Genomic DNA, 22,068 nt, shown 5'->3' with positions numbered 1-22,068 from the left:
GTAGCCGTCGAGGCAGGTGACCACCGAGGCCGCTTCCCCGGGGATCCGCACGAGAATGGAGGTCGTCGAGCCGCCATACATGGCGCCGTAGAAGAGCGCCGCGAGCATCGACATGGCGGCGACCGGGGTCAGGGCCGCGGTCGCGGGCAGAAGCAGCGACATGGCCGCGAGCGGGCCGATGCCAGGCAGGACGCCGATGAGCGTGCCGACGAGGCTGCCGATGAAACAATAATAGAGGTTGGTCCCGGTGAGGACCTGGGCAAAGCCGTTCGCGAGGCCCGAGACAGCTTCCACCGCTAGAACCCGAATGGCCCGCGCGGGAGCGTCATCCCGAGCAGGGTGTTGAACACGTAGAAGACGACCAGCGTCGAGACTAGGCCGAACAGGACGGAGAAGATCCAGCTCGGCCGGCCGACCGTCCTGATGAGCAGCGGCATTCCCAGGATGCCGGAGAGGTTGAAGCCGACCCACGGGAGCGCCGCCACCATGGCGACCATCGTGGCGAGCACGAACAGAACGCGCCGCAGCGAAGTCGGCTCGGGGAAGAACGGCTCGAAATCAGAATGAGCGTGGGCGCGGGTGGCGAGGAGGAGCGAGGCTCCGACCGCCATGGCGAGCCCGGCGAGGAGCGGGAAGAAACCGGAATCCGGACCGGAGGGGCCGAGCACGCCGAGGCTGAGCGATGTCGCGCAGACCGCGACTCCGACCAGCAGCCATACGGCGTTGAACAAGAGGTCGAGCTGCCTCAACCATTCCTCCCTGGCCGGAGCGTCTTGCTCTCGGCGGATACTCGCATCCGCCCCGGTGAGCGCAATCGCCGTGCCACGGCCCGGAATCTCGCCCTCACCCCCTATGTCATTGTAAGAACGAGACAATTCCAGGCCGGCCGCCGCCGGCCCAGCTCCTCACGCCTGTTTCACGGCGCAACCAGACCCGTCTCGTGAAACGTTTCAGACTCGGTCCCGTCCCGACCCATAGCCTGCAGATGCCGCCAGAGCGTGGCCCGGCTGATCCCGAGGCGACGGGCCGTCTCCTGACGATGCCCACCGGTCTCGGCGAGAACCTGGTCGAGGCGCTCACGCCAATCCCCCGCATGCGCGATCTGGTGGTCCCTCTCGGCCGGCGCGAAGAGTTCCGGGCAGTCCTGGGCCAGGACCTCCGGCGAGAAGGCCGCGATCTCCCCGTCGCCGCCGCCGGCCAGCAGCACCGCCAGGCGCTCGCACATGTTCTCGAGTTCCCGGACATTGCCGGGCCAGCCATAGGCGAGGAAGCGCGGGAGGAGCGCAGCGAATGCGCCCTCGTCGAGCTCCGATCCGAGCCGCCGCAGGCATCGGACCAGGAAGGTCCTGGCGAGTTCCTCCACGTCCTCCGCCCGCTCTCGCAGAGGCGGGATCTGCAGCCGCAGGATGTTGATGCGATAGTAGAGGTCCGACCGGAACCGCCGCTCCTGGATGAGGATGTCGAGCGGCTGGTGCGTCGCCGCGATGATGCGGACGTCGACGGGGATCGGCGCGACGCCGCCGAGCCGGACGACCTCGCGCTCCTGCAGCGCCCGCAGCAGCCGGGTCTGGAGCGCGGGCGCCATGTCGCCGATCTCGTCCAGGAACAGCGTGCCGGTATGGGCGGCCTCGAAGAGGCCCGGCTTGCCGCCGCGGCGCGACCCGGAGAAGGCGCCCTCCTCGTAGCCGAAGAGCTCGCTCTCGAGCAGCGTCTCCGGGAAGGCAGAGCAATTGACGGCCACGAAGGGCCGGTCGGCCCGCCGGCTCGCGCTGTGGATCGCCTGGGCGAAGAGTTCCTTGCCGGTGCCGCTCTCGCCCGAGAGGAGGACCGTGATGTCGGTCGCGGCGAAGCGCCGGGCCGTGTCCCGCGCACGCAGGAGCGCAGGCGAGCTGCCCTTGAGGTCGGCGAAGCTGTAGCGGGCGGTCGGGGACTTCTCCCGCCGCTTCTGCGTCCTGAGGCTCGTATCCGCCTCGCGGATGGATCGGGCATCGTGCAGGGTGAGGACCGCGCCCGTGATCTGGCCGCGCTCCCTGATCGGCGTTCGCCCGAGGATCCAGTCGCGGCGCGCGACGCGGATGACCCGCCCGCGTTCGGGCTGGCCGCTTTCGAGCGTGTCGAGAAGCGACAATTCCTGATCGTAGCTGTCGAGGCGCTCGCCCAGAAGTTCCGGCCGGCTGCCACCCAGCAGGCGCTCCATCGGGGTGTTCAGAGCGACAATGCGATGGTGCCGGTCCACGGCCAGCACCGCCTCGTCCAGGCTCTGGAGCACCCCGTTGAGCTGCGCGTAGCGGGCCGCCTCGAGGCGCGCGACACGCCCGAGTTCGAGCGCGTCGTCGATGCCCTGGCGGACGGACGAGAGCGAATAGGACAGGATGGAGGCCAGCCCCTCCCGTTCGGCGCTCTCGCAGACGATGCTCGACCCGATCACGACCGGATAGCCCTGCGCCGCGAGTTCGCGCACCGCCTCCTGCGCCTCGCCGGGCGTGCGATAGGCTTTCTGGGCGACCTCGATCCGCAGCAGGTCGCGCACCTGGTCGAGTTCGGGCACGGTCTGGCGGTAATTGACGACGGCGACCCGCTTCGTGATCTCGCGCGCCTTCAGCATCGCGAGCAGCGTGTCGTAGCCGGTGACCTTGATGACGGCGACCGGCGTCGCGAGCGAGCCGCGCAGGAAGCTGGCATTGGCGCCGGCGCTGATGAAGGCGTCGATGCTGCCGCTGCGCTCCCGCGCCCGGGCGATCGCCAGCGCGGCCTCGAAGGACTCGTCGATGACCTCGATCTCGGCCCGGTCCTCGTATTCCTCGATCACCGATCGGGCGAGACGGCTGAGATGGCGATAACTCAGGAAGCAGAGCCTGATCCGGCCGTCCGCTTCCGCCATCCGCCCTTGCACCAGCTTGTCCCCCGCGTTTCAACGGCGTCTCACGCGCCGCCCTGAAACGTAGCACGCCCGACAGGCACTCCGTCAACTCGAAGCAAAAACAAAGACTTACGCAGCACCGCGTGTGGCACGCGCATTGCCGTGAGCCCGGCGTGGCGTACACTGAAACATATCCGCACCTGTTCTCGCCCATCGGGCTCGGACCGAAGGTTGCCAAGAACCGCGTGATGCGCGTGGCAACGACCTCGAATCTTGCCGAGCGCCACAGGGTGCGCGGCCGGATGCTCGCCTTCTACAGGACCGTTGCGCAGGGCGGCGCCGGCACGATCGTGAGCGAGGCGGTCCGGCTGCATCCGCTCGAAGCCGTGGTGCCGAACGCGATCCCGCTCTTCGACCGCGGCGTCATCCCCGGCCTGCGCAGGATATCGGATGCGCTGCACGAGGCCGGATCGCTCTTCGTCGTCCAGCTGAACCACGGCGGGCGGCAGCATCTCGGCCGGCGCGTCGGTACGCTCCTGGCGCCTTCCGAGATCGCCTGCCCGCGCAGCGGCGGAACCCCGCACGCCCTCTCGACCAAGGAGGTCGAGGAGATGGTGGAGTGGTTCGCGAGCGCCGCCGTGAACGCCCGCGACGCCGATGCGGACGGCGTCGAGATCCACGGCGCGCAGGGCCACCTCATCGGGCAGTTCGTGTCGCCCTTCTCGAACACGCGGACGGACCGCTATGGCGGCTCGCTCGAGAACCGGCTGCGCTTCCCGCGCGAGATCCTTCAGCTCGTCCGCAGGCGGCTCGGGCCGAACTCGGTCATCGGCTACCGGATGGGCGTGGAGGAATTCACGCCGGGCGGCATCACGATCGACGACGCCTGCGAAATCGCGCAGCTCTTCGTATCGGAGGGGCTGGTCGACTACATCTCGCTGAGCCAGGGCAACTTCAACACGATCGAGACGCACCTGCCCGATCGCCACTGGCCGCAGGAGAGCTACCGGGACATCCAGCGCCGCATCAAGGCGGCCGTGGGCGATGCCGTCGTCGTCCAGAGCACCCGCGTCCAGATGCCGGACCAGGCGGAGGACATCATCGCGTCCGGCGATGGCGACATGGTCGGCTTGTGCCGCGCGCTCATCGTCGACCCGGAATGGCCGACCAAGGCGCAGACGGGGCGCACGGCCGAGATCCGGCGCTGCATCGCCTGCAACCAGTGCTGGGACTGGATCTCGTCCGGCGAGCCGATCGGCTGCGCCACCAATCCGGTCGCAGGGCGGGAGCATGCCTTCCGCCACCACTCCCCGGCGCCGCCGACCCGGATCGTCGTCGTCGGCGGCGGGCCCGCCGGGTTGGAGGCGGCCCGGGTCGCGGCCGAGCGCGGCCATCGCGTGACGCTCTACGAGAAATCCCACGTCCTCGGCGGCAAGGTCGCCTGGTCGCATCGGCTGCCGAACAACGCCGAACTGCGCCACGTGATCGATTTCCTCATCCCAGAGGCCGGCCGGAAAGGCGTCGAGATCCGCCTGGGGCAGGAGGCGACCCTCGCCCGGATCCAGGAGGACGCCCCGGACGCGATTATCATTGCGGCGGGTGCCGAGGCGCTTGCGCCGACGCTCCCCGGAGACGGCTCCGTCCCGGTGATCGCCGCCACCGGGCCCGACGACCTGAAGCGCGTCCCGTCCCTTGGACGGAACCTCGTCCTCATGGACGAGGACGGATACTTCTGGGCCTCCTCCATCGCCGAGGCCGCCGCCGCCCTCGCGCGCAGCTACGGCCTGTCGTTCACGGTCACGTCGCGGTTCTTCGAGAATTTCCGCGAGCTCCCGATGGTGTCCCGCATCGCGACCCTCAAGGCGCTCGACGAGGCGGGCGCCGAGCAGAGGACCTCCATGTTCGTCGACCGGGTCGAGAACGGCGCGGCGGTGCTCAAGCACTATCTCACGGGCCGCGAGGTCGTCCTGCCGCACACCAGCGCCGTGATCTGGACGGGCTACCAGCGGGCCCGCAACGGGCTTCATCGCGAGCTGAAGGCAGCCGGTTTCGATCGGACCTTCCTGGTCGGGGATGCCTATGCGCCACGGCGCCTGCCGGTGGCGCTCGTCGAGGCGCACAGCATCGCCCGGAAGGTTTGATCGGCCATGGCCGAAGGAGGAGACGACGTAATGCCGATCGTGAAGCACACCATCGACGAGAAAACCGCCAAACGCATGATCAAGGCGGCGGTCGCCAAGTCCGAAGAACTCAAGAAGAAGATGTGCATCGCGATCACGAACGAGGCCGGTCAGCTCAAGGCTTTCCTCGCCATGGACGGTGCCGCGCACCTGTCGATTGGAATCGCGCAGGACAAGGCCTATACGGCAAGTGCCTTCGGCATCGCGACTCACGTCTGGTGGGACTTCGTGAAGAATGACCCACCGCTTCTGCACGGAATAACCCACACGCCACGACTCACGATCTTCGGTGGCGGCTATCCGATCCGCATCGACGACGAGATGATCGGCGCGATCGGGGTCAGCGGCGGGCATTATTCGGAAGACATGGAGGTTGCCCGCGCGGCACTCTCCGCCGTCGAAGCCGACATCACCTGAACGATCGCGCCCTGTAACCAACAAGAACAGAGAGACACGAATGAGCGACGCCACCACCTCCCCAAAGCCCGTCCAGGGCGGCCCCCTCTCCGACCTGCGCGTGCTGGAGATGGGACAACTCCTCGCCGGCCCCTTCTGCGGCCAGCTCCTTGCCGATTTCGGGGCCGAGGTGATCAAGATCGAGCAGCCCGGCGCCGGCGATCCGATGCGCGAATGGGGTCGCGAGAAGCCGCATGGGCAGTCGCTCTGGTGGCCCGTCATCGCCCGCAACAAGAAGTCGATCGAGATCAATGCCCGCGTGCCCGAGGGGCAGGACGTCATCCGCGACCTCGTGCGGCGCTCGGACATCCTGATCGAGAATTTCCGCCCCGGCACGATGGAGAAGTGGGGCCTCGGCTACGAGGCGCTGTCGGCCATCAATCCGCGCCTGATCATGATCCGCGTCTCCGGCTACGGGCAGACTGGTCCCTATTCGAAGAATGCCGGCTACGGGGCGATCGGCGAGGCGATGGGCGGGCTGCGCTATGTGGTGGGCGACCCGTCGAACCCGCCGTCCCGCACCGGCATCTCGATCGGCGACACGCTGGCGGCGACCTTCGCCTGCCTCGGCGGCCTCATGGCCCTGCACGCGCGTGACCGCACCGGCCATGGCCAGATCGTCGACAGCGCCATCTACGAGGCGGTCCTCGCCGTGATGGAGAACCTCGTCACCGAGTACGACAAGACCGGCTACATCCGTGAGCGCACCGGCTCCATCCTGCCGAACATCTCGCCCTCCAACGTCTACCCGACGAAGAGCGGCGTCTTCGTCCTGATCGCCGCCAACCAGGATACGGTGTTCAAGCGCCTCGCGGCCGCGATGGGCCGGCCGGAGCTGGCCGAGGACCCGCGCTATGCCACGCACACGGCGCGAGGCCAGCGCCAGGCCGAGCTCGACGCCATGATCGCGGAATGGACGGCCGGCTTCGAGCGCGAGGAGCTCGGAGCCCTGCTGGACAGCCACGGCGTGCCGCGCGGCGACATTTATCGCGCCCCCGAGATGCTGGAAGATGCGCATTTCAAGGCGCGCGAGACCATCGTCCAGGTGGCCCATCCCCGGCTCGGAATGCTGAAGATGCAGAACGTCGCGCCGCGGCTCTCGATGACTCCCGGCGAGGTGAAGCGGGCCGGCCCGGATCTCGGCGAGCATAATGACGAGGTGTTCGGCGGTCTCCTGGGCATGACGGCCGACCGGATGGCCGAGCTTGCCCGGACCGGCGTGATCGGGCAGGGCCAGCGCAAGGCGGCATGATGACGAAGGACACCGCAATGCAGGCGCGACCGAAACAGGTTGAGATCGTCGAGGTGGGCCCGCGCGACGGGCTCCAGAACGATCGCCAGCTCCTTCCGACCGAGATCAAGATCGAGCTGATCCGCAGGCTGGCCGAGAACGGCCTGCGCCGCATCGAGGCGACGAGCTTCGTTCATCCCAAGCGCGTGCCGCAGATGGCGGACGCGGAGGACGTGATGCGGGGGGTCGCGGGCCTCCCCGGGGTCAGCCTCTCCGGCCTCGTCCTGAACGAGCGCGGCTTCGATCGGGCGCTCGCCACGGGGGCCTTCGCCGAAATCACCTTCGCGGCGGTCGCCAGCGAGACCTTCAGCCAGCGCAACCAGGGGACCACGGTCCAGCAGAACCTGGACACCTGGCGAGCCATCGGGCCGCGCGCGAAGGCGGCGGGCCTCTTCCGCTCGGTCACGATCGCGGCGGCCTTCGGCTGCCCCTTCGAGGGCGAGGTGCCGGTCGAGCGGGTGGTGGAGCTCGCGCGCAGCATCGCGGAGATCGGAACCGACGAGCTGTCGCTGGCCGACACGATCGGGGTCGGGACGCCCTACGACGTCGAGACGCGCTTCACGGCCGTCCGGGAGGCCCTTCCCGGCATGAAGCTGCGCGCGCATTTCCACAACACGCGCAACACCGGCTACGCCAATGCCGACGCGGCCCTGCGGGCCGGCGTCTCGGCGCTGGATGCCAGCCTCGGCGGGATCGGCGGCTGCCCCTTCGCGCCGGAGGCGACCGGCAATATCGGCACCGAGGATCTCGTCTACATGCTCGACCGCACGGGCGTCGCGTCCGGTGCCTCCTTCGAGGGGCTCCGGGCCACGACGCTCTGGCTCGAGGAGCAGATGAGCCGCCGCCTGCCCGCGCAGACCGCGCATGTGAGCCTGTTCCCGCCGGCGCTCCAGGCCGCCTGACCCCGCGGCCGGCCAGAGGATCGGCCGGCCCGCCACTCACGGATCCCGCTCCCCGGAGCGGGATCCCGCATCATCGCGGCAAAGCCTCCGCCGCGGCGGACAAGCCCCTCACGACCGCGTGGACGAGGGCGTGGATCATCGGCCGGACGTCCTCCGAACCGATCGGCCCCAGCCCGCCGGTCTCGCCGAGATAGACCATGCCGTGGACGCTCGACCAAAGCGTCCGCGCCATGACGGAAATCTCGGCCTCGCCCTCGACGCCCCCTTCCCTCAGCACGCTCTCCAGGATCGCGAACAGGGCCGAGATGTCGGCGGCGATCTCGGGAGGCGCCGTCATCGTGCTCGGCTCGAACAGCGCCGCCCAGGCATTGTGGTTGTCGGCTGCGAACCGGAGATAGGCTTCCGCAAGGCAGAGGAGCCGATCCTCCATGGCGTCGCTAGCGCAGCCCGGCAGCGCCTCGGCCAGCGTGCGGCGCAGCTCGCGCATGGTCACGGCATTGGCTTCGAGACGCAGCGCCTCCAGGCTCTCGAACTGCGTGTAGACGGAGCCGACGGCGCTCCCGGCTCGCTCTGCGACGGCCCTCGCGCTGAACGCTGGCGACCCACCCTCACGCAGAATTTCCGCAGCAGCCGCGACCAGGACGGCACGGTCGGCGTTTCTCTGCGTCGAATCCTTCCGCGGGCGCCCTCGTGCTTTTTTTTGAACGACGTTCATTTTTCCTCTTGCGCGGGCCGGCACCCCGTTCTAGGCCTTTCATGAACGATGTTCAAATAACATCCGCCGATCGGGGCCGTCCGGCCGGGATGATCGGGCCCAGGTTTCTCACACCGCGGGTCAGGTTTCCGACAGGCAGGACGCCAGGGGGACATTGAGGCCGCCATGGACCAGAGCGCTCCGGCTCACCTTCTTCGCACCCGCCGCTTTGCCCCGCTGTTCTGGACGCAGGCGCTGGGCGGCTTCAACGACAACCTCTTCAAGCAGGCCATGGCGCTCCTGGTCGCGTTCCAGGCGGGCGCCGCGTCCGGCCTGGACCCGGCATCGCTCACGGCGCTCGCGGGCGCGACCTTCGTGGCGCCCTTCATCTTCCTGTCGGCCTTCGCGGGGACGCTCGCGGACAGCATGGACAAGGCGGTCCTCGCCCGCCGCCTGAAGCTCCTCGAGATCGTCCTGATGGTCCTGGCGGCCGGCGCGCTGCTCAGCGGCCATCTCATGCCGCTCTTCGCGGTCCTGTTCCTGCTCGGCTGCCAGGCCGCCCTGTTCGGACCGGTGAAATACGCGCTCCTGCCAGCCCATCTGCAGCCGGAGGAACTCGTCTCCGGCAACGCACTCGTCGAGAGCGCGACCTTCGTGGCGATCCTCCTCGGCAGCATCCTCGGCGGATCCCTCATCGGCTCGGAAGGCGGCGCGGGGATCGTGTCGGGGGCGCTCCTGGTCTTCGCGGCCGCCGGCTATCTCGCCTCGCGCTTCATCCCGCCTGCGCTCCCGGCCGAGGCGGCGCCGCACGGGACCGGGACGCTCGCCGTCCTGCGGGAGGCGCGCGGAAACCGCACCGTTTGGCTCTCCATCCTGGGTATCTCCTGGTTCTGGGTGATCGGCGCGACGCTCCTGTCCTTCGTGCCCCCGCTCGCCCGGGATTACCTCGGGGGCAGCGAGGCCGTCGCGAGCTGCCTCCTCGCCATCTTCTCGGTCGGGATCGCGGCCGGATCGCTGCTCTGCGCGAAGCGGCTCAAGGGCGAGATCACCCCCCGCCCGGTGCCCTTCGCGGCGCTCGCGCTATCGATCGGCCTCGCCGTCTTCGCGGCCGCCGCGGCCGCCCTCCCGGCTCCCGCCGCCATGGGCCAGTCCGTCGGCGCGGTATTCGCGACGCCCGGCGCGCTGCTGATCGGCGCCATCCTGTTCGGGCTGGCGACGGTCGCGGGCTTCTATGCGGTGCCGCTCTTCGCGATCCTGCAGCATGCCGCCCCGGAAGACGCCAAGGCGCGCACGATCGGGGCGAACAACATCGTCAACTCGCTGATGATGGTGGCGGGCGCGGTCGTGACGGCGATCCTGTCCTCCGGGCTCGGCCTCACGGTTCCGGCCCTGGCCCTCGTTCTCGCGGCCCTGAACCTCGTCGCCGCCTTCATCATGCTGCGCCTCCTCTCCCGCCTGGTGCTGAAGACGGTGACGCGCGCGATCCTGTCGGCGCTCTACGACGTCGAGGTCCGCGGCGAGGAAAACCTGGCCCTTGCGGGTGAGCGCCGCGTCATCGTGGCCAACCACAGCTCCTTCCTGGACGGGCTCGTCATCGCGGCCTTCACGCCGGGCGATCCCGTCTTTGCCGTGGACACGCTGATCGCGAAGCGCTGGTGGGTGAAGCCGCTGCTGTCACTGGTCGATTTCGCCGCCGTGGACCCGGCCAACCCGATGGCCCTGAAGACCCTCACCCGCGAGGTCGAGAAGGGCCGCACGCTCGTCATCTTCCCCGAGGGTCGCCTCACGGTCACCGGGTCGCTGATGAAGGTCTATGACGGGCCCGGCCTCGTGGCCGACCGCAGCGGCGCGGACATCATCCCCGTGCGGCTCGACGGCCTGCAGCATACGGCCTTCACGCGGCTCGCCGGCCGGGTCGCCCGGCGCGCGCTGCCGAAGGTGACGATGACGATCCTGCCGCCGCGACGGCTCCCCGTCCCGCCCGAGCTCAAAGGCCGCGCGCGGCGCAAGGCGGCGGGCCAGCGGCTCTACGACGTGATGTCGGAGATGATGTTCGTCACCTCCGCCATCGACCGGACGCTGTTCGCCGCCCTCGCGGATGCCGCCTCGCTCCACGGGCGGGGGCACGCCATCCTCGAGGACATCGACTTCGCCCCGCTCACCTATGGCCGTCTCCTGACCGGCGCCTTCGTGCTCGGCGCGAAGCTGCGGCGCGAGGCACAGCCGGGCGAGACGGTCGGGATCATGCTGCCGAACTCGGTCGGCGCGGCCGTCACCTTCTTCGCCCTCCAGGCGACCGGCCGCGTGCCCGCGATGCTGAACGTCTCGGCGGGCGCCGCCGGCATGGCGGCGGCCTGCCGGATCGCGCGCGTCGAGACCGTGCTCTCCTCCCGCCGCTTCATCGAGAAGGGCAAGCTCCAGGCGGTCGCCGACGAGCTCTCGAAATCGGTGCGGATCGTCTACCTGGAGGATGTGCGCGAGGTCATCGGCACCTTCGACAAGCTCGCCGGCCTCGCCAAGTCCTTTGCGCCGCGGTCCTTCGCGCGTCGCCGCGACCCGGATGCGCCCGCGGTCGTCCTGTTCACGTCAGGCTCGGAAGGCACGCCGAAGGGCGTCGTCCTGACCCACCGGAACCTGCATGCGAACCGGCATCAGGTCGGCGCCCGCATAGCCTTCAACACGCGCGACATCGTCTTCAACGCGCTGCCGATGTTCCACTCCTTCGGCCTGACGGTCGGGACGCTCCTGCCCGTCTTCGCCGGGATCAAGACCTTCCTGTACCCCTCGCCGCTCCATTACCGGATCGTGCCGGAGCTCATCTACCAGACCAACGCGACCGTGTTCTTCGCCACGGACACCTTCCTGCGCGGCTATGCCCGGATGGCGAACCCCTACGACTTCCACTCCGTCCGCATCGTCGGCGCGGGCGCCGAGCGCGTGTCGGACGAGACGCGCCGGACGTGGTCGGAGCGGTTCGGGGTGCGCATCCTGGAAGGCTACGGCGCGACCGAGACCGCGCCGGTCATCGCCTTCAACACGCCCATGCACTTCAAGGCGGGCACTGTCGGCCGGCTCATGCCGGGCATCGAGCATCGGCTGGAGCCGGTGCAGGGCATTCCCGAGGGCGGGCGGCTCGTGGTGCGCGGGCCGAACGTGATGGCCGGCTATTACCGCGACGCCGCGCCGGGCGAGCTCGAGCCCGTCGAGGATGGCTGGTACGACACGGGCGACATCGTGGCGATCGACGAGGAAGGCTTCCTCGCCATCAAGGGGCGCGCCAAACGCTTCGCCAAGATCGCGGGCGAGATGGTGTCTCTCGGCGCCGTGGAGGACCTCGCTGCCCGCGCATCCCCGGGCTTTCGCCACGCGGCGATCGCCCGTCCGGACGCCCGCAAGGGCGAGGCGGTGGTGCTCCTGAGCGAGGACCCCGACCTGTCGCGCGCCACCCTCCAGCGCGTCGCCTCCGAGGAGGGCGTGCCGGAGATCATGCTGCCGCGCGAGGTTCTCGCCGGCCGCACGATCCCGGTGCTCGGAACCGGCAAGACCGACTATGCCGGCCTCGCCAGCTCCATGGACGGGGAGGCTGATCGTGCCGCCGCGTGAGGAGGGCTGAGATCAGGCGGCGGCGCGCTCGTCCGGCGGCTCCCCGCCGCCATGCGTGTGGACCCTGAACGTCTCGATCGGCGAGGGACGGCCCATCAGGTAGCCCTGCGCCGCGGTGCAGTTCTCGGCAGCCAGGAACCTGAGCTCGCCGTCGGTCTCAACGCCTTCGGCCAGGACGGGCAGGCCGAGCCCGCGGCCAAGACCGAGCACCGAGCGCACGATCGCGGCCGTCTGCTCGTTCGTATCGACGGCGCGGATGAACGAGCCGTCGATCTTGATCTTGTCGAACGGGTAGGCGCGCAGGTTCGAGAGCGACGAGTAGCCGGTCCCGAAATCGTCCATGGCGATGCGCACGCCGAGGGCCTTCAGCTGGCGCAAGGTCGCCTGCGCCCTGCTGGGGTCCCGGATCAGGGCGGTTTCCGTGATCTCGATCTCGAGGCGGGCCGGCTTGAGCCCGGTCTCGTAGAGGATCTCGTGCACGGTCTGCACGAATTGGGGGCTGTGGATCTGGACGGCGGAGACGTTCACCGCGACGGACAGGGGCCTCGGCCAGCTCGCCGCCTCGCGGCAGGTCTGCCGAAGGACCCATTCGCCGATCTGCAGGATCGACCCGCTCTCTTCCGCGATGGGGATGAAGATCCCCGGGGACACCGATCCGCGCTCGGGATGGTGCCAGCGAAGCAGCGCCTCGAACCCGACCACCTCGCCCGTGCTGACGTCGGTCTGGGGCTGGAACACCACCCGCATCTCGCTGCGGGCGACCGCGTGCCGGAGGTCGTGCTCGATCAGGCGGCGCTCGCGCACCTCGGCGCCCATCTTCTGCTCGAAGAAGCGGTATGTGCCCCGGCCCTCGGCCTTTGCCCGGTAGAGAGCGGTGTCGGCGTAGCTGAGCAGCACCTCCCGGTCGCCGGCGTCGTCGGGGAAAAGGGCGATGCCGATGCTCATGGCGGCGAGCGGACCGGAGCTTTCGGCGTTCGCGCGCCGCAGCTCCTCGAGGATGCGCTCGGCGAGCCGCCCGGCGGACACGGCGTGGTCGCATTCCGCGATGATGGCGAACTCGTCGCCGCCGAGCCTGGCGAGAAGGTTGGGCTCGTCGAGCGCCGAAGTCACGAGCTTGGCGACATGGACGAGCATGTTGTCGCCCGCCGCGTGCCCGAACAGGTCGTTGACCTCCTTGAAACGGTCGAGGTCGAGGCAGAGCACCGCGATCTTGGTGCCCGCCAGCTTCGCGCGCTTGATCTCCTGATCGAGGTGCCGGTGGAAGCTGGCCCGGTTTGCGAGGCCGGTGAGCGGGTCGTGATGGGCCAGATACCGGATCTGCCCTTCGGCCCGTCGCCGGGCGCGGAGATCCCGGACCGCTACGGCGTAATGCGGCTGGGCGCCGTACGAGACGGGGTGGAAGATCACCTCGACGGGGATCCTCGCACCGCCGGTCTCCCGGAGCTCCGTTTCGAAGGCCTGGTCCGGATTGGCCGCGAGCGACAGGCGCGTCGGGCCGTCCGCGAGGAAGTTCGAGAGCGAGGCTCCGATGAGGTCGGACGACGTGGTGCCGACCAGCTTCGCGAAGCTGTCATTGGCGCTGACGATCGTGTCCCCCGTGCAGACCAGAAGGCCCTCGACGGCCGCGTTGGCGAGACTGCGCAGCCGGTCCTGCTCTCTTGAGGCATGCCGGCGGTCGCGGATGTCGAGGGCGACGGCCGCGCAGGCGAGCAGCAGGATGGCGAAGCTCGCAAGCGCGACGACCGCGGCCAGCCAGCGCGGCGGAACGGCCGCGGCGGAGATCTCCACGGACCCGTCCGGCACGATCGTGACCGCGCCCATCGCGGTGAAGTGATGGCTGCAGATGGCGAGGACCAGCAGGAGCGCCGCCACGAGGTGAGATCGCGGCGCGCTTCCCGTCGATGAGAGCGCGAGGGCCCCCGCACCAAGGCTGGCGCCCAGAAGAAGCGACACCGCGACGAGGATCGGATCCCACGAGATCTGGCCGCTGACCTCGTAGGCGGCCATCCCCGTGTAGTGCATGGCCGCGATGCCTGCGCCCAGCACCACGCCGCCGATCGGGGCCGCGCCGGGCAGGCCGCGCGTAAGGGCGATGCTGAGCCCGGCGCCCGTGAGCGTGACGGCATAGACCAGCGAAAGGATCGTCAGCGGGAGATTGTAACCGCTCGGCAGGCCCGGCTCGAAGGCCAGCATGGCGATGAAATGCGTCGCCCAGATGCCGGACCCGCCCGACAGGGCGCCGATGGCGATCCAGAGTGCACGCCCGCGCAGGCTGCCGCTCTTCCGGGCATGCCGGAGGAGTTGGATGGTCGTGATTGCAGAGAGCGCACAGATGGAAGCTGCGAGCCCGACAAGCCACGGGTCGTGCGCGTCCCTGAGGCAGCCGATGACGGTGAACATGCGCGGTTCCGACTGGAAGAGCCGGCCATAAAGAGGGCGCAAGGAACGAAGGCGATCTTAACGCCGCCTCCCCGCCCTCGGGCTTGCTTAACAGCGCGTGCAGGGATTCCCGGAAAGTCGTCCGGGTCCAAGCCGCGGCCGAGCTCGTAGTCGTCAGTGACGGTCCCGTCCCAGGCGAAGGAGCGCTTTCGACCGCCTCTGTCCGAGGCGGAAGGCCAGTGCCGAAACTCCGGCGAGAGCGACCGTGCAGGCGAGCCCGAGGCCTGCCCTCACCGCGGTCTCGGACACCCCGCGGGCCGTCGCGTGCGCGCCGAAGCGGCCGGCTGCCCCCGGATCGCCAGGAGGTGCGTCGAAGAGGTTGTCGGGCCGGGGTTTCGCCGGCTCCTCCGTCATCTGCCCGGGCCAGGCCCGGCGCGCCATCATGCGGTCCATCAGGGAGGGCGCGACCATCGTTCCCAGGATCGCCTCGATGGCCGGCTTGCCGATCCAGAGCTCGCGCGGCGCCTCGATGGCGGCCCGGACGATCTCCTGCGCGATGCCGTGCGGTTCATGGATCGGCGGGACGGGCTGCAGGGCGCGCGGCAGGCGGCTTCGGGCCCAGTCGAATTGCGGCGTGTCGACGGCCGGCAGCTGCACCATCGTGAGCCGGATGCCGCTCTTCTCGTGCAGGAGTTCGCTGCGCAGCGAGTCCGTGAAGCCGCGAACCGCAGCCTTGGCCGCGCAATAGGCCGATTGCAGCGGAATCGACCGGTAGGCGAGAGCGGAACCCACCTGCACGATGGTCCCGCGATCCGCCGGCCGCATCAGGCGCAGGGCGGCGAGCGTCCCATGCACCTGGCCGAGATAGGTGACGTCCGTGACCCGCCGGATCTCGGCGGGGGTGAGCTCGACCACGGGCGCGTAGATCGTCGCCATCGCGTTGTTGACCCACATGTCGAGCCCGCCGAAGGCGGCAACGAGGCGGTCCGCCGCCTCCTCCACGTCGTCGGGATTGGCGACATCGGCCTGCAGCACGAGCGCCCGCCCGCCCGCGCGCTCGACCTCCCGGGCCGCGCTCTCCAGGCGATCCCGCCCGCGCGCCAGGAGCCCCACGGACCAGCCCATCTCGCCGAAAGCCGTCGCCACGGCGCGCCCGATTCCCGCGGAGGCGCCCGTCACCATGACCACGCCCGATCCGTCCCTCTGCATCCGTCTGCGGTCTCCCGTTCGGTAACTTGACGCGCGAGAGAGGCGGAAGGTTCAGGACCGGTCGGACGCCCGGCGGGACCGAGCGGGCATGGGTGGGCCGAAGTCCCGTGGCGGCGCCGCTCGTCGGGACGCGAACGAGGCAGGCCCGCAGCCGCCCGCCGGCATCAGGAGCGTGCCAGGCTCCAGCCCCCGATGCTGCTGTAGATTGCGTCGCGGAGGCGCTTCACGAGCTGGTTCAGCTCTCCGAGTTCCTCTGCCGATTGGCCGGAGGCCCTCAGCAGGGCGTCGCCGAGACAGCCGGCCCTGGATTGCAGCGCGCGCCCCCGATCGGTCAACGCGACGATCACCTGCCGCTCGTTTTCAGGGTTTCGGGCCCGGCGGACCAGATCGGCGGCCTCGAGCCGCTTGAGCAAAGGCGTGACGGTGCTCGATTCGAGCGCCAGCTGCTCGGCGATCCTGCCGACGCTCTGCCCGTCCTTTCCCCATAGGACGTTCAGCACGAGGTACTGCGGATAGGTCAGCCCGAGCGAGTCCAGCCAAGGCTTGTATGCGCGCTGGATCGCGATTTCTGCAGAGTAGATCGAATAGCAGAGCTGGTCCTCCAGGTCGGGAGGGCGGTTCGGTTCGTCTGTCATGGCTTGCACTCCGGGCTGCATATAACCCGTCCTCCGCAAACATAAATGTCGCGATAAGGATCTCGCTTGACACGTTGGGGCGGGCTCACTAAGAAAGATATCGCGATATTATTTATTGAAGTAGCGATACCGCACCGCTCACGCTTTTAAAGGATCCATGATCATGAGGATTCGGAATGTCATCGCGGCCGCCGCTCTCGCAGCCGGCGTCGCCGGTACTGCCCACGCCCAGCCGGGCCCGGCCGGCGCCCCGGCGCAGCCGGCGAAGAACGTCGTCCTGGTGCACGGCGCCTTTGCGGACGGTTCGGGCTGGCGCGGCGTCTATGACGAGCTGACCGCGAGAGGGTACCGGGTCAGTGTCGTCCAGAACCCGCTGACCTCGTTCGCGGACGACGTGGCCGCCACCCGGCGCGTGCTCAACCGGCAGGACGGGCCGACGATCCTGGTCGGGCACTCCTATGGCGGCTCGGTGATCACCGAGGCAGGGACCGACCCCAAGGTGACCGGCCTCGTCTATGTGGCGGCTCACGCCCCCGATGCCGGCGAGTCCACCTTCGACCAATACGCCGAGTTCCCGCTGCCGAAGACCTTCGTGATCGAGGAGCAGTCGGACGGGTTCGCCTTCGTGAACGGGCCGAAGTTCAAGAGCGGCTTCGCCGGGGACACGAGCGATGCCGACGCGGCCTTCCTCCGGGACTCCCAGGTCCCGATCGCGATCGCCGCGCTGACCGCCAAGCTCACCCAGGCCGCGTGGCGCACCAAGCCGAGCTGGGCCGTGGTCGCCACAGAGGATGCGGCGATCGACCCGAGGCTGCTGCGCCAGGCCGCGCGCCGGATCGGCGCCGTCACGGAAGAGGTCGCCGGCAGCCATGTCGTCTTCCTGACCAAGCCCAAGGCGGTCGCCGAAATCATCGACCGGGCGGCCCAAGGCACGGGCCGGGCATCGCGCTGAGCGAATGCCCCTGCCCCAGTCCGGCACGGTTCGCGGGCGGAGCATGGGCTCCGCCTGTCCGGCCGGGCGAACGGAGTTGGATCCCGCCTGGTCTCGCGCTTATGTCTGGAACGCACCATCCGCGGCTCCGGACGCATGCCCCGCCTCGGCGGGAGGCCGTGTCTCGGCCCATTGCAGAAGCGCATCCAGGGCCGGGCACAGCGACTGGCCCCAGTCGGTGAGGCGATATTCGACCTTCGGCGGGACCTGATGATGCACGATCCGCGTCACGATCCCGTCGCGCTCCAGCTGCCGGAGCTGCTGGATCAGCATCTTCTGCGAGATCGCGGGGATCGCTCGTTCGAGATCGGAGAAGCGAAGGACCTTTCCACCGAACAGGTGGAACAGGATGACGAGCTTCCAGCGCCCTTCGAGCATCCGGATGACCTCTTCGACCCCGGACGCGGCCGAGAAAGGCGTGTGAGCGATGGGCTTACCTTCGGGTAAGTACCGAACTTTTTCGTCTGTTCTTGTCATGACTTCCAGTAAGGACGAACCCCCCCGCATTCGCAACGATCGCAGGGACATGAGCCGATGCCTGATCTGCCGGGGCCCGTAGCCGCCTACTTCGCGTCGGACACGGCCGCCGATGTCGAGACGCTCGCCGCCATCTTCGCCACGGACGCCATCGTCGAGGACGAGGCCAAGACGCATCGCGGGTTGGCGGCGATCCGCGCATGGCGCGTCGACACGATGACCCGCACGCCGTTCACGGCCCGCCCGCTCCGCGCGGAGGAGCGGGACGGCCGCGTGGTCGTCCCGACGGAGGTTTCGGGCTCCTTCCCCGGAAGCCCGCTCACGCTCGAGCACCGCTTCACGCTCCGCGACGGGCGGATCAGCGCCCTGGAGATCGCGTGATGAGCGGCTGGATCGATCTGGCGGGCCGCCGCGCCGTCGTCACGGCGGGCACGAAAGGGATCGGCCAGGCGGTCGTCGCTTCGCTGCTGGCGGCGGGCGCGCGCGTCGTCACGAGCGCCCGGTCCCGGCCGGAGCGCATCCCCGACGGGGTCCACTTCCTGCCGGCGGAGCTGACCACCGCGAAGGGCTGCGCCGATCTCGCCGCCTTTGCCACCGAAATCCTCGGAGGGGTGGACATCCTGGTCCACGTGCTCGGCGGCTCCAGCGCGCCCGGCGGCGGCTTCGCGGCGCTCGACGACGAGAGCTGGATGGCTGAGATCAACCTCAACCTGATGCCGGCCGTGCGCCTCGACAGGGCGATCGTGCCCGGGATGGCGGAGCGCGGGTCGGGCATCGTCGTCCATGTCACGTCGATCCAGCACGAGCTGCCGCTGCCGGAATCCACCACCGCCTATGCGGCCGCGAAGGCTGCGCTCGCGACATACAGCAAGGCCCTGTCGAAGGAGGTCACGCAGAAGGGAGTGCGGGTCCTCCGGGTCTCGCCGGGCTGGGCGGAGACGGAGGCGGCCGTGCGGCTAGCGGAGCGCCTGGCGGAGGAGGCTGGCACCGACTACGAGGGCGGCAAGAGCATCATCATGAAGAGCCTCGGCGGCATTCCGCTGGGCCGTCCCGCCAGACCGCACGAGGTCGCCGACCTCGTGGCGTTCCTGGTGTCGCCGCGGGCGGCCGCCATCACGGGCACGGAATACGTCATCGACGGCGGCACCGTGCCGACCGTCTGACGGCCCGCGGAAGGCAGGCAGGCGCATCCGTGGCGGAGGCGCCTGCAATCCGCGGACGTTCAGGGACTACCGCCCGAGCTGCCGCCGGTGTTCGGGCCGCCGAGATTTCCCCATTCGTTCGGCGTCGACCAGCGGATCCCCGGCAGGGGACCTTCCGGCGTCCCCAGCAGGCTCGCGGGCCGATCCGAGCGGATTCGCTCCGCCCGTCCGCGGGCTGCCTCGTAGCCTCGCGGCAAGGCGTTCGCGGGCCCACCCGCATGCGTTCCCGAATGGCGATAGGCGGGATCCCGCACCTCGGCGGCCGCCTCAAGCGGGGCCAGCGCGGACAGCAGCCCGACTGCCGCGAGGCCGGGGAGGCCGATCAGCCGCGCCCCCTCGCCTTTCCGGGTGCGATCCCGTTCGGGCTCCTCCGACGGCAAACAGGCGAGCGTCGGATGAGCCGCCACGGCTGCCGAGGCGAAGCCTTCCGCCAGCCATGACAACACCCGGCGGAGGGGGCCGTGCCGAGCCGTCCCTGGATCGTCCCGCTCGACGGCGCCCGCCCTGCGCGAGCGCGGCGACCGCGGGCCTTCGAGATACCGCCTGCTCGGCCGGAGCTCGCGGCGTCGCAGATCCGATGAAGTACAACGACGTGGATTAGTGAACTTCGACATTATGTTCTCTCGCTCGGAAGCGGAGAGAGCATCCGGCGCGGCGATGTCTCGGGAATTTTGAAGAGGACCCGACTGATTTGGAATGAAACGCGGGCGGGTCAGCTTGGACGAAGGGATTTGTGCAGGCGAAAGCATCCCGGTTCGCCGGATTCGAGATCATGCCTGAAACCGGAGCGGCGGGCGAAGGATTGCATCACGTCATTGGTGGCGAGCACATCGCCGAACAGGCTGGCGAGCCCAGCCTGGCGCGCTGTCGTCTCGAGTCTGCCGAGCAGCAGGCGGCCAAGGCCGTGGCGCTGCCAGCGATCCGCCACCGCCATGCCGAGCTCCGCATCGTCGAAACCCTTCCGGGCGTAGCGCGCCTCGCCGATGATGCCATTCTGGCCATCCAGCGTTTCGGCAATCAGCGCGAGATGGGTCAGCTGATCCACGCAGGTGAGCTGGGCGAGAAGTCCCGCCGGGAGTTCGCTGAACGCTCCATGATAGCGGTTCCGCCGTGAAATTGCGGAGAGGCTGCGCACGAACCCCTGGAACGCGCCGGCGTCGGCCGGGAGCAGCGGACGGATGAGGATCCGAACCCCATCCCGCAGTTCCGCAACGCCCGCGCCCGGCTTCCCCTCGGTGAAATCGGCCATGGATCAGAGCCTCCGAACCGGCCGCCGGTCTTTCGACCGCGGCAGATAGGAGGATCGGACGGGCCTGTTTCGCGCTCATGGCCTCACGATTTCAGGCGTAACGACAACCCTGCACGAACGTACAGAGCACCCATCTACTTCCAGAGCTGACAAGCATTACAGATGACAGGAACGAGCAGATTGGCGCAATACACCTACTGTAGCGATAGATAACGACAGCTCATCACGCAGCTCAAGGAGAGTAGTGATGAAGCGTCTCATTGGCCGGCAGGCCGTCGTCATCGGAGCCGGCATAGCGGGGCTCGCCGCAGCGCGGGCCGTCGCGGATTTCGTCGGGGAAGTCGTCATCCTGGAGCGGGACAGGACGCCCCCCTCTGAGCGGCCGCGCCCGGGCGTCCCGCAGGGGCGACAGCCGCACCTTCTCATGGGCGGAGGGCTCGCGGCCCTTGCCGATCTCTTCCCGGGCTTCGAGGACGATCTTCATCGGGCGGGCGCGTTGCCCTTCGATGCCGGATACGACGCGCGATGCGAGCTTCCGGACATCGGCTCGCTGCCGAAGCGGGAATTCGGCATCATGGGCGTCGCGACGACCCGGCCGATCCTCGAACAGGTGCTGGCCCGAAGGGTCGCGGCCCTGGACAACGTCACCTTCCGCCGCAAGACACGCGCTCTGGAAATCCTGACCACGCCGGGCGGCGCGAAGGCGGTCGGCGTCTGCGTCGAGAACGAGGGCGGCGAGGTCGATACGGTCGAGGCCGACCTCGTGCTGGACGCGTCCGGGCGGGCCTTCCCCACCATGACCTGCATCGCGCAGAAAGCCCTCCAGCCCCCGCGCGAGACGAGGATCGGAATCGATCTCGGCTATTCGACCGCGACCTTCATGATCCCGCCTTCCGCCGAGCTCGATTTCACGGCGCTGGTCACCCAGCCGCGAGCTCCGGCGAGCAGCCGCACCGGCTACATGACACGCATCGGCGGGGATCGCTGGCAGGTGCTCCTCGTGGGACGCGGCGACGAGCAGCCTCCCGCGAGCCTGCCTGAATTCCTGGCGCAGGCGGAGTTGCTCGCCACCTCGACAATCGCCTCGGCGCTCCGGATGGGCCGCCCGATCGGCGAGATCGCACAGTTCCGCTTCCCGGAGAGCGTATGGCGCCATTTCGGCGTGTCGGGCCGCCTTCCGGCCGGCCTCGTGCCGATCGGGGACAGCATCTGCCGCTTCAACCCGGTCTATGGACAGGGAATGAGCGTCGCGGCCCTCGAAGCCAGGCTGCTGCACGAGCTGCTGCGCAACCACGTTTGGACGTCCGTCACTCTCGACGAGATCGTCGCGGAATTCTTCGTGGGCGCACAGGCGCTGATCGAGCCAGCTTGGCGCCTCGCGGCCCTTCCGGACCTCGGCTACCCCGACGCCCGCGGGGAGCGTCCCGCCGACCTCGAAGAGCAGTTGCGTCGGAAGGCCGACCTGTTCCGGCGGGCGATGCACGACAGCGACGCGCATCGCTCGCTCGTCGAGGCCCAGCACCTCGCCCGCATCGCCGAGACCGTGGCGGTCGCCTGAAATGAGAAAGGCCCGGACGAGGCAATCCTCGCCCGGGCGCCTTCTGCGCAGCGGCTCGCGTGCCGGATCGCGCTACGACGGCGACCAGAACGGCCGCCCCTCGCCCGGCTCCCCGCGCCCGTGCAGGACGGCGTAGCCGATTTGCGAACGCTGCACTCCGATGTCCTTCAGCAGGCGGTCGTCCAGCCCGAGGAGTTCGAGCGTCGCCCGACGGGCTATCCTGCGCATGCGCCAGGCGCGCCACAGCCGGGCGATGGCGCCCAGTCCCGTCTCGCTCCACTCGGCCGGGGCATACGGCCGGTATGCGCCGGCGCCGTAGACGGCATAGAACGATTGCGGCGTGTGGATATTCATGGTGATCGTCCTCATGCGCGTGCCGCCG

Annotated in this window: 20 protein-coding genes; 9 read left to right on the top strand and 11 right to left on the bottom strand. The window is 69.2% G+C overall.

Going from position 1 to position 22,068, the window contains the following annotated elements; all coding sequences use genetic code 11:
• The 3 genes from ACO2SS_RS20895 to prpR all read right to left on the bottom strand — a co-directional run.
• Positions 1-294: tripartite tricarboxylate transporter permease (locus ACO2SS_RS20895; RefSeq protein WP_423279746.1), on the bottom strand; the 294-nt coding region annotated here is incomplete at its 3' end.
• Between the two features lie 2 nt (positions 295-296).
• Positions 297-749 (bottom strand): tripartite tricarboxylate transporter TctB family protein, encoded by a 453-nt coding sequence (locus tag ACO2SS_RS20890; protein WP_423279745.1) that lies wholly within the window; start codon positions 747-749, stop codon positions 297-299.
• A 167-nt stretch (positions 750-916) separates the two neighbouring features.
• Positions 917-2,893 carry a propionate catabolism operon regulatory protein PrpR gene (prpR, locus tag ACO2SS_RS20885; protein ID WP_423279744.1) on the bottom strand — a complete coding sequence of 659 codons (1,977 nt, stop codon included), beginning with the start codon at positions 2,891-2,893 and terminating at the stop codon, positions 917-919.
• A gap of 140 nt (positions 2,894-3,033) precedes the next feature.
• Between prpR and ACO2SS_RS20880 the strand changes: the two genes are divergently transcribed.
• Genes ACO2SS_RS20880 through ACO2SS_RS20865 form a run of 4 tightly spaced genes read left to right on the top strand, consistent with a single transcriptional unit; the run spans position 3,034 to position 7,689 of the window.
• Positions 3,034-5,001, top strand: coding sequence for an FAD-dependent oxidoreductase (locus tag ACO2SS_RS20880; RefSeq protein WP_423279743.1), 1,968 nt, complete (start codon positions 3,034-3,036; stop codon positions 4,999-5,001).
• Positions 5,002-5,031: 30 nt separating this feature from the next.
• Positions 5,032-5,457 carry a GlcG/HbpS family heme-binding protein gene (locus ACO2SS_RS20875; protein ID WP_423279742.1) on the top strand — a complete coding sequence of 142 codons (426 nt, stop codon included), beginning with the start codon at positions 5,032-5,034 and terminating at the stop codon, positions 5,455-5,457.
• A 40-nt stretch (positions 5,458-5,497) separates the two neighbouring features.
• Entirely contained in the window at positions 5,498-6,748 is a 1,251-nt protein-coding gene (locus ACO2SS_RS20870) for a CaiB/BaiF CoA transferase family protein (RefSeq protein ID WP_423279741.1), read from the top strand.
• Between the two features lie 17 nt (positions 6,749-6,765).
• Entirely contained in the window at positions 6,766-7,689 is a 924-nt protein-coding gene (locus tag ACO2SS_RS20865) for a hydroxymethylglutaryl-CoA lyase (RefSeq protein ID WP_423279740.1), read from the top strand.
• Between the two features lie 70 nt (positions 7,690-7,759).
• Here ACO2SS_RS20865 and ACO2SS_RS20860 read toward each other — a convergent pair whose 3' ends face one another.
• The gene (locus tag ACO2SS_RS20860; RefSeq protein WP_423279739.1) at positions 7,760-8,404 is read right to left on the bottom strand and encodes a TetR/AcrR family transcriptional regulator; all 645 of its coding nucleotides are present in this window, start codon (positions 8,402-8,404) and stop codon (positions 7,760-7,762) included.
• 165 nt (positions 8,405-8,569) lie between these two features.
• On the opposite strand from ACO2SS_RS20860, the gene ACO2SS_RS20855 reads away from it, so the two are divergent.
• Positions 8,570-11,986, top strand: coding sequence for an acyl-[ACP]--phospholipid O-acyltransferase (locus ACO2SS_RS20855; RefSeq protein WP_423279738.1), 3,417 nt, complete (start codon positions 8,570-8,572; stop codon positions 11,984-11,986).
• 12 nt (positions 11,987-11,998) lie between these two features.
• On the opposite strand, the gene ACO2SS_RS20850 is transcribed toward ACO2SS_RS20855, so the two are convergent.
• The 3 genes from ACO2SS_RS20850 to ACO2SS_RS20840 form a co-directional block, all read right to left on the bottom strand.
• Positions 11,999-14,386 carry a bifunctional diguanylate cyclase/phosphodiesterase gene (locus ACO2SS_RS20850; RefSeq protein ID WP_423279737.1) on the bottom strand — a complete coding sequence of 796 codons (2,388 nt, stop codon included), beginning with the start codon at positions 14,384-14,386 and terminating at the stop codon, positions 11,999-12,001.
• Between the two features lie 153 nt (positions 14,387-14,539).
• The gene (locus ACO2SS_RS20845; RefSeq protein WP_423279736.1) at positions 14,540-15,574 is read right to left on the bottom strand and encodes an SDR family oxidoreductase; all 1,035 of its coding nucleotides are present in this window, start codon (positions 15,572-15,574) and stop codon (positions 14,540-14,542) included.
• Between the two features lie 164 nt (positions 15,575-15,738).
• Complete coding sequence (locus tag ACO2SS_RS20840) at positions 15,739-16,209, bottom strand: MarR family winged helix-turn-helix transcriptional regulator (protein WP_423279735.1); 471 nt, start codon at positions 16,207-16,209, stop codon at positions 15,739-15,741.
• A gap of 163 nt (positions 16,210-16,372) precedes the next feature.
• Between ACO2SS_RS20840 and ACO2SS_RS20835 the strand changes: the two genes are divergently transcribed.
• Complete coding sequence (locus tag ACO2SS_RS20835) at positions 16,373-17,161, top strand: alpha/beta fold hydrolase (protein WP_423279734.1); 789 nt, start codon at positions 16,373-16,375, stop codon at positions 17,159-17,161.
• Between the two features lie 99 nt (positions 17,162-17,260).
• Here the strand turns inward: ACO2SS_RS20835 and ACO2SS_RS20830 are convergent, their stop codons facing one another.
• Positions 17,261-17,677 (bottom strand): winged helix-turn-helix transcriptional regulator, encoded by a 417-nt coding sequence (locus tag ACO2SS_RS20830; protein ID WP_423279733.1) that lies wholly within the window; start codon positions 17,675-17,677, stop codon positions 17,261-17,263.
• A gap of 57 nt (positions 17,678-17,734) precedes the next feature.
• On the opposite strand from ACO2SS_RS20830, the gene ACO2SS_RS20825 reads away from it, so the two are divergent.
• Both ACO2SS_RS20825 and ACO2SS_RS20820 read left to right on the top strand, forming a co-directional pair.
• Entirely contained in the window at positions 17,735-18,058 is a 324-nt protein-coding gene (locus tag ACO2SS_RS20825) for a nuclear transport factor 2 family protein (protein WP_423279732.1), read from the top strand.
• Positions 18,058-18,840 carry an SDR family oxidoreductase gene (locus ACO2SS_RS20820; protein WP_423279731.1) on the top strand — a complete coding sequence of 261 codons (783 nt, stop codon included), beginning with the start codon at positions 18,058-18,060 and terminating at the stop codon, positions 18,838-18,840. The genes ACO2SS_RS20825 and ACO2SS_RS20820 overlap by 1 nt, the downstream gene beginning before the upstream one ends.
• 59 nt (positions 18,841-18,899) lie before the next feature.
• Here the strand turns inward: ACO2SS_RS20820 and ACO2SS_RS20815 are convergent, their stop codons facing one another.
• Together ACO2SS_RS20815 and ACO2SS_RS20810 are read right to left on the bottom strand one after the other, a co-directional pair.
• Complete coding sequence (locus ACO2SS_RS20815) at positions 18,900-19,325, bottom strand: hypothetical protein (RefSeq protein ID WP_423279730.1); 426 nt, start codon at positions 19,323-19,325, stop codon at positions 18,900-18,902.
• Between the two features lie 266 nt (positions 19,326-19,591).
• The gene (locus tag ACO2SS_RS20810; RefSeq protein WP_423279729.1) at positions 19,592-20,128 is read right to left on the bottom strand and encodes a GNAT family N-acetyltransferase; all 537 of its coding nucleotides are present in this window, start codon (positions 20,126-20,128) and stop codon (positions 19,592-19,594) included.
• Between the two features lie 247 nt (positions 20,129-20,375).
• Here ACO2SS_RS20810 and ACO2SS_RS20805 point away from each other — a divergent pair, with 247 nt between their 5' ends.
• The gene (locus ACO2SS_RS20805; RefSeq protein ID WP_423279728.1) at positions 20,376-21,686 is read left to right on the top strand and encodes a hypothetical protein; all 1,311 of its coding nucleotides are present in this window, start codon (positions 20,376-20,378) and stop codon (positions 21,684-21,686) included.
• 72 nt (positions 21,687-21,758) lie between these two features.
• Here ACO2SS_RS20805 and ACO2SS_RS20800 read toward each other — a convergent pair whose 3' ends face one another.
• The gene (locus tag ACO2SS_RS20800; protein WP_423279727.1) at positions 21,759-22,055 is read right to left on the bottom strand and encodes a DUF1127 domain-containing protein; all 297 of its coding nucleotides are present in this window, start codon (positions 22,053-22,055) and stop codon (positions 21,759-21,761) included.
• Between the last annotated feature and the right edge of the window lie 13 nt (positions 22,056-22,068).

The sequence above is a fragment of the Enterovirga sp. CN4-39 genome (genome assembly GCF_049446235.1).
GTDB lineage: Bacteria > Pseudomonadota > Alphaproteobacteria > Rhizobiales > Beijerinckiaceae > Enterovirga.
This window is presented reverse-complemented; position numbering and strand designations above follow the sequence as displayed.

Excerpts from the sequence above, each read along its gene's own strand:
- ACO2SS_RS20845 (WP_423279736.1), bottom strand. The coding sequence starts at position 15,574 with ATGCAGAGGGACGGATCGGGCGTGGTCATGGTGACGGGCGCCTCCGCG.
- ACO2SS_RS20865 (WP_423279740.1), top strand. The coding sequence starts at position 6,766 with ATGCAGGCGCGACCGAAACAGGTTGAGATCGTCGAGGTGGGCCCGCGC.
- ACO2SS_RS20830 (WP_423279733.1), bottom strand. The coding sequence starts at position 17,677 with ATGACAAGAACAGACGAAAAAGTTCGGTACTTACCCGAAGGTAAGCCC.
- ACO2SS_RS20870 (WP_423279741.1), top strand. The coding sequence starts at position 5,498 with ATGAGCGACGCCACCACCTCCCCAAAGCCCGTCCAGGGCGGCCCCCTC.
- ACO2SS_RS20860 (WP_423279739.1), bottom strand. The coding sequence starts at position 8,404 with ATGAACGTCGTTCAAAAAAAAGCACGAGGGCGCCCGCGGAAGGATTCG.
- ACO2SS_RS20800 (WP_423279727.1), bottom strand. The coding sequence starts at position 22,055 with ATGAGGACGATCACCATGAATATCCACACGCCGCAATCGTTCTATGCC.
- ACO2SS_RS20875 (WP_423279742.1), top strand. The coding sequence starts at position 5,032 with ATGCCGATCGTGAAGCACACCATCGACGAGAAAACCGCCAAACGCATG.
- ACO2SS_RS20840 (WP_423279735.1), bottom strand. The coding sequence starts at position 16,209 with ATGACAGACGAACCGAACCGCCCTCCCGACCTGGAGGACCAGCTCTGC.
- ACO2SS_RS20835 (WP_423279734.1), top strand. The coding sequence starts at position 16,373 with ATGAGGATTCGGAATGTCATCGCGGCCGCCGCTCTCGCAGCCGGCGTC.
- ACO2SS_RS20820 (WP_423279731.1), top strand. The coding sequence starts at position 18,058 with ATGAGCGGCTGGATCGATCTGGCGGGCCGCCGCGCCGTCGTCACGGCG.
- ACO2SS_RS20825 (WP_423279732.1), top strand. The coding sequence starts at position 17,735 with ATGCCTGATCTGCCGGGGCCCGTAGCCGCCTACTTCGCGTCGGACACG.
- ACO2SS_RS20810 (WP_423279729.1), bottom strand. The coding sequence starts at position 20,128 with ATGGCCGATTTCACCGAGGGGAAGCCGGGCGCGGGCGTTGCGGAACTG.
- ACO2SS_RS20850 (WP_423279737.1), bottom strand. The coding sequence starts at position 14,386 with ATGTTCACCGTCATCGGCTGCCTCAGGGACGCGCACGACCCGTGGCTT.
- ACO2SS_RS20855 (WP_423279738.1), top strand. The coding sequence starts at position 8,570 with ATGGACCAGAGCGCTCCGGCTCACCTTCTTCGCACCCGCCGCTTTGCC.
- ACO2SS_RS20805 (WP_423279728.1), top strand. The coding sequence starts at position 20,376 with ATGAAGCGTCTCATTGGCCGGCAGGCCGTCGTCATCGGAGCCGGCATA.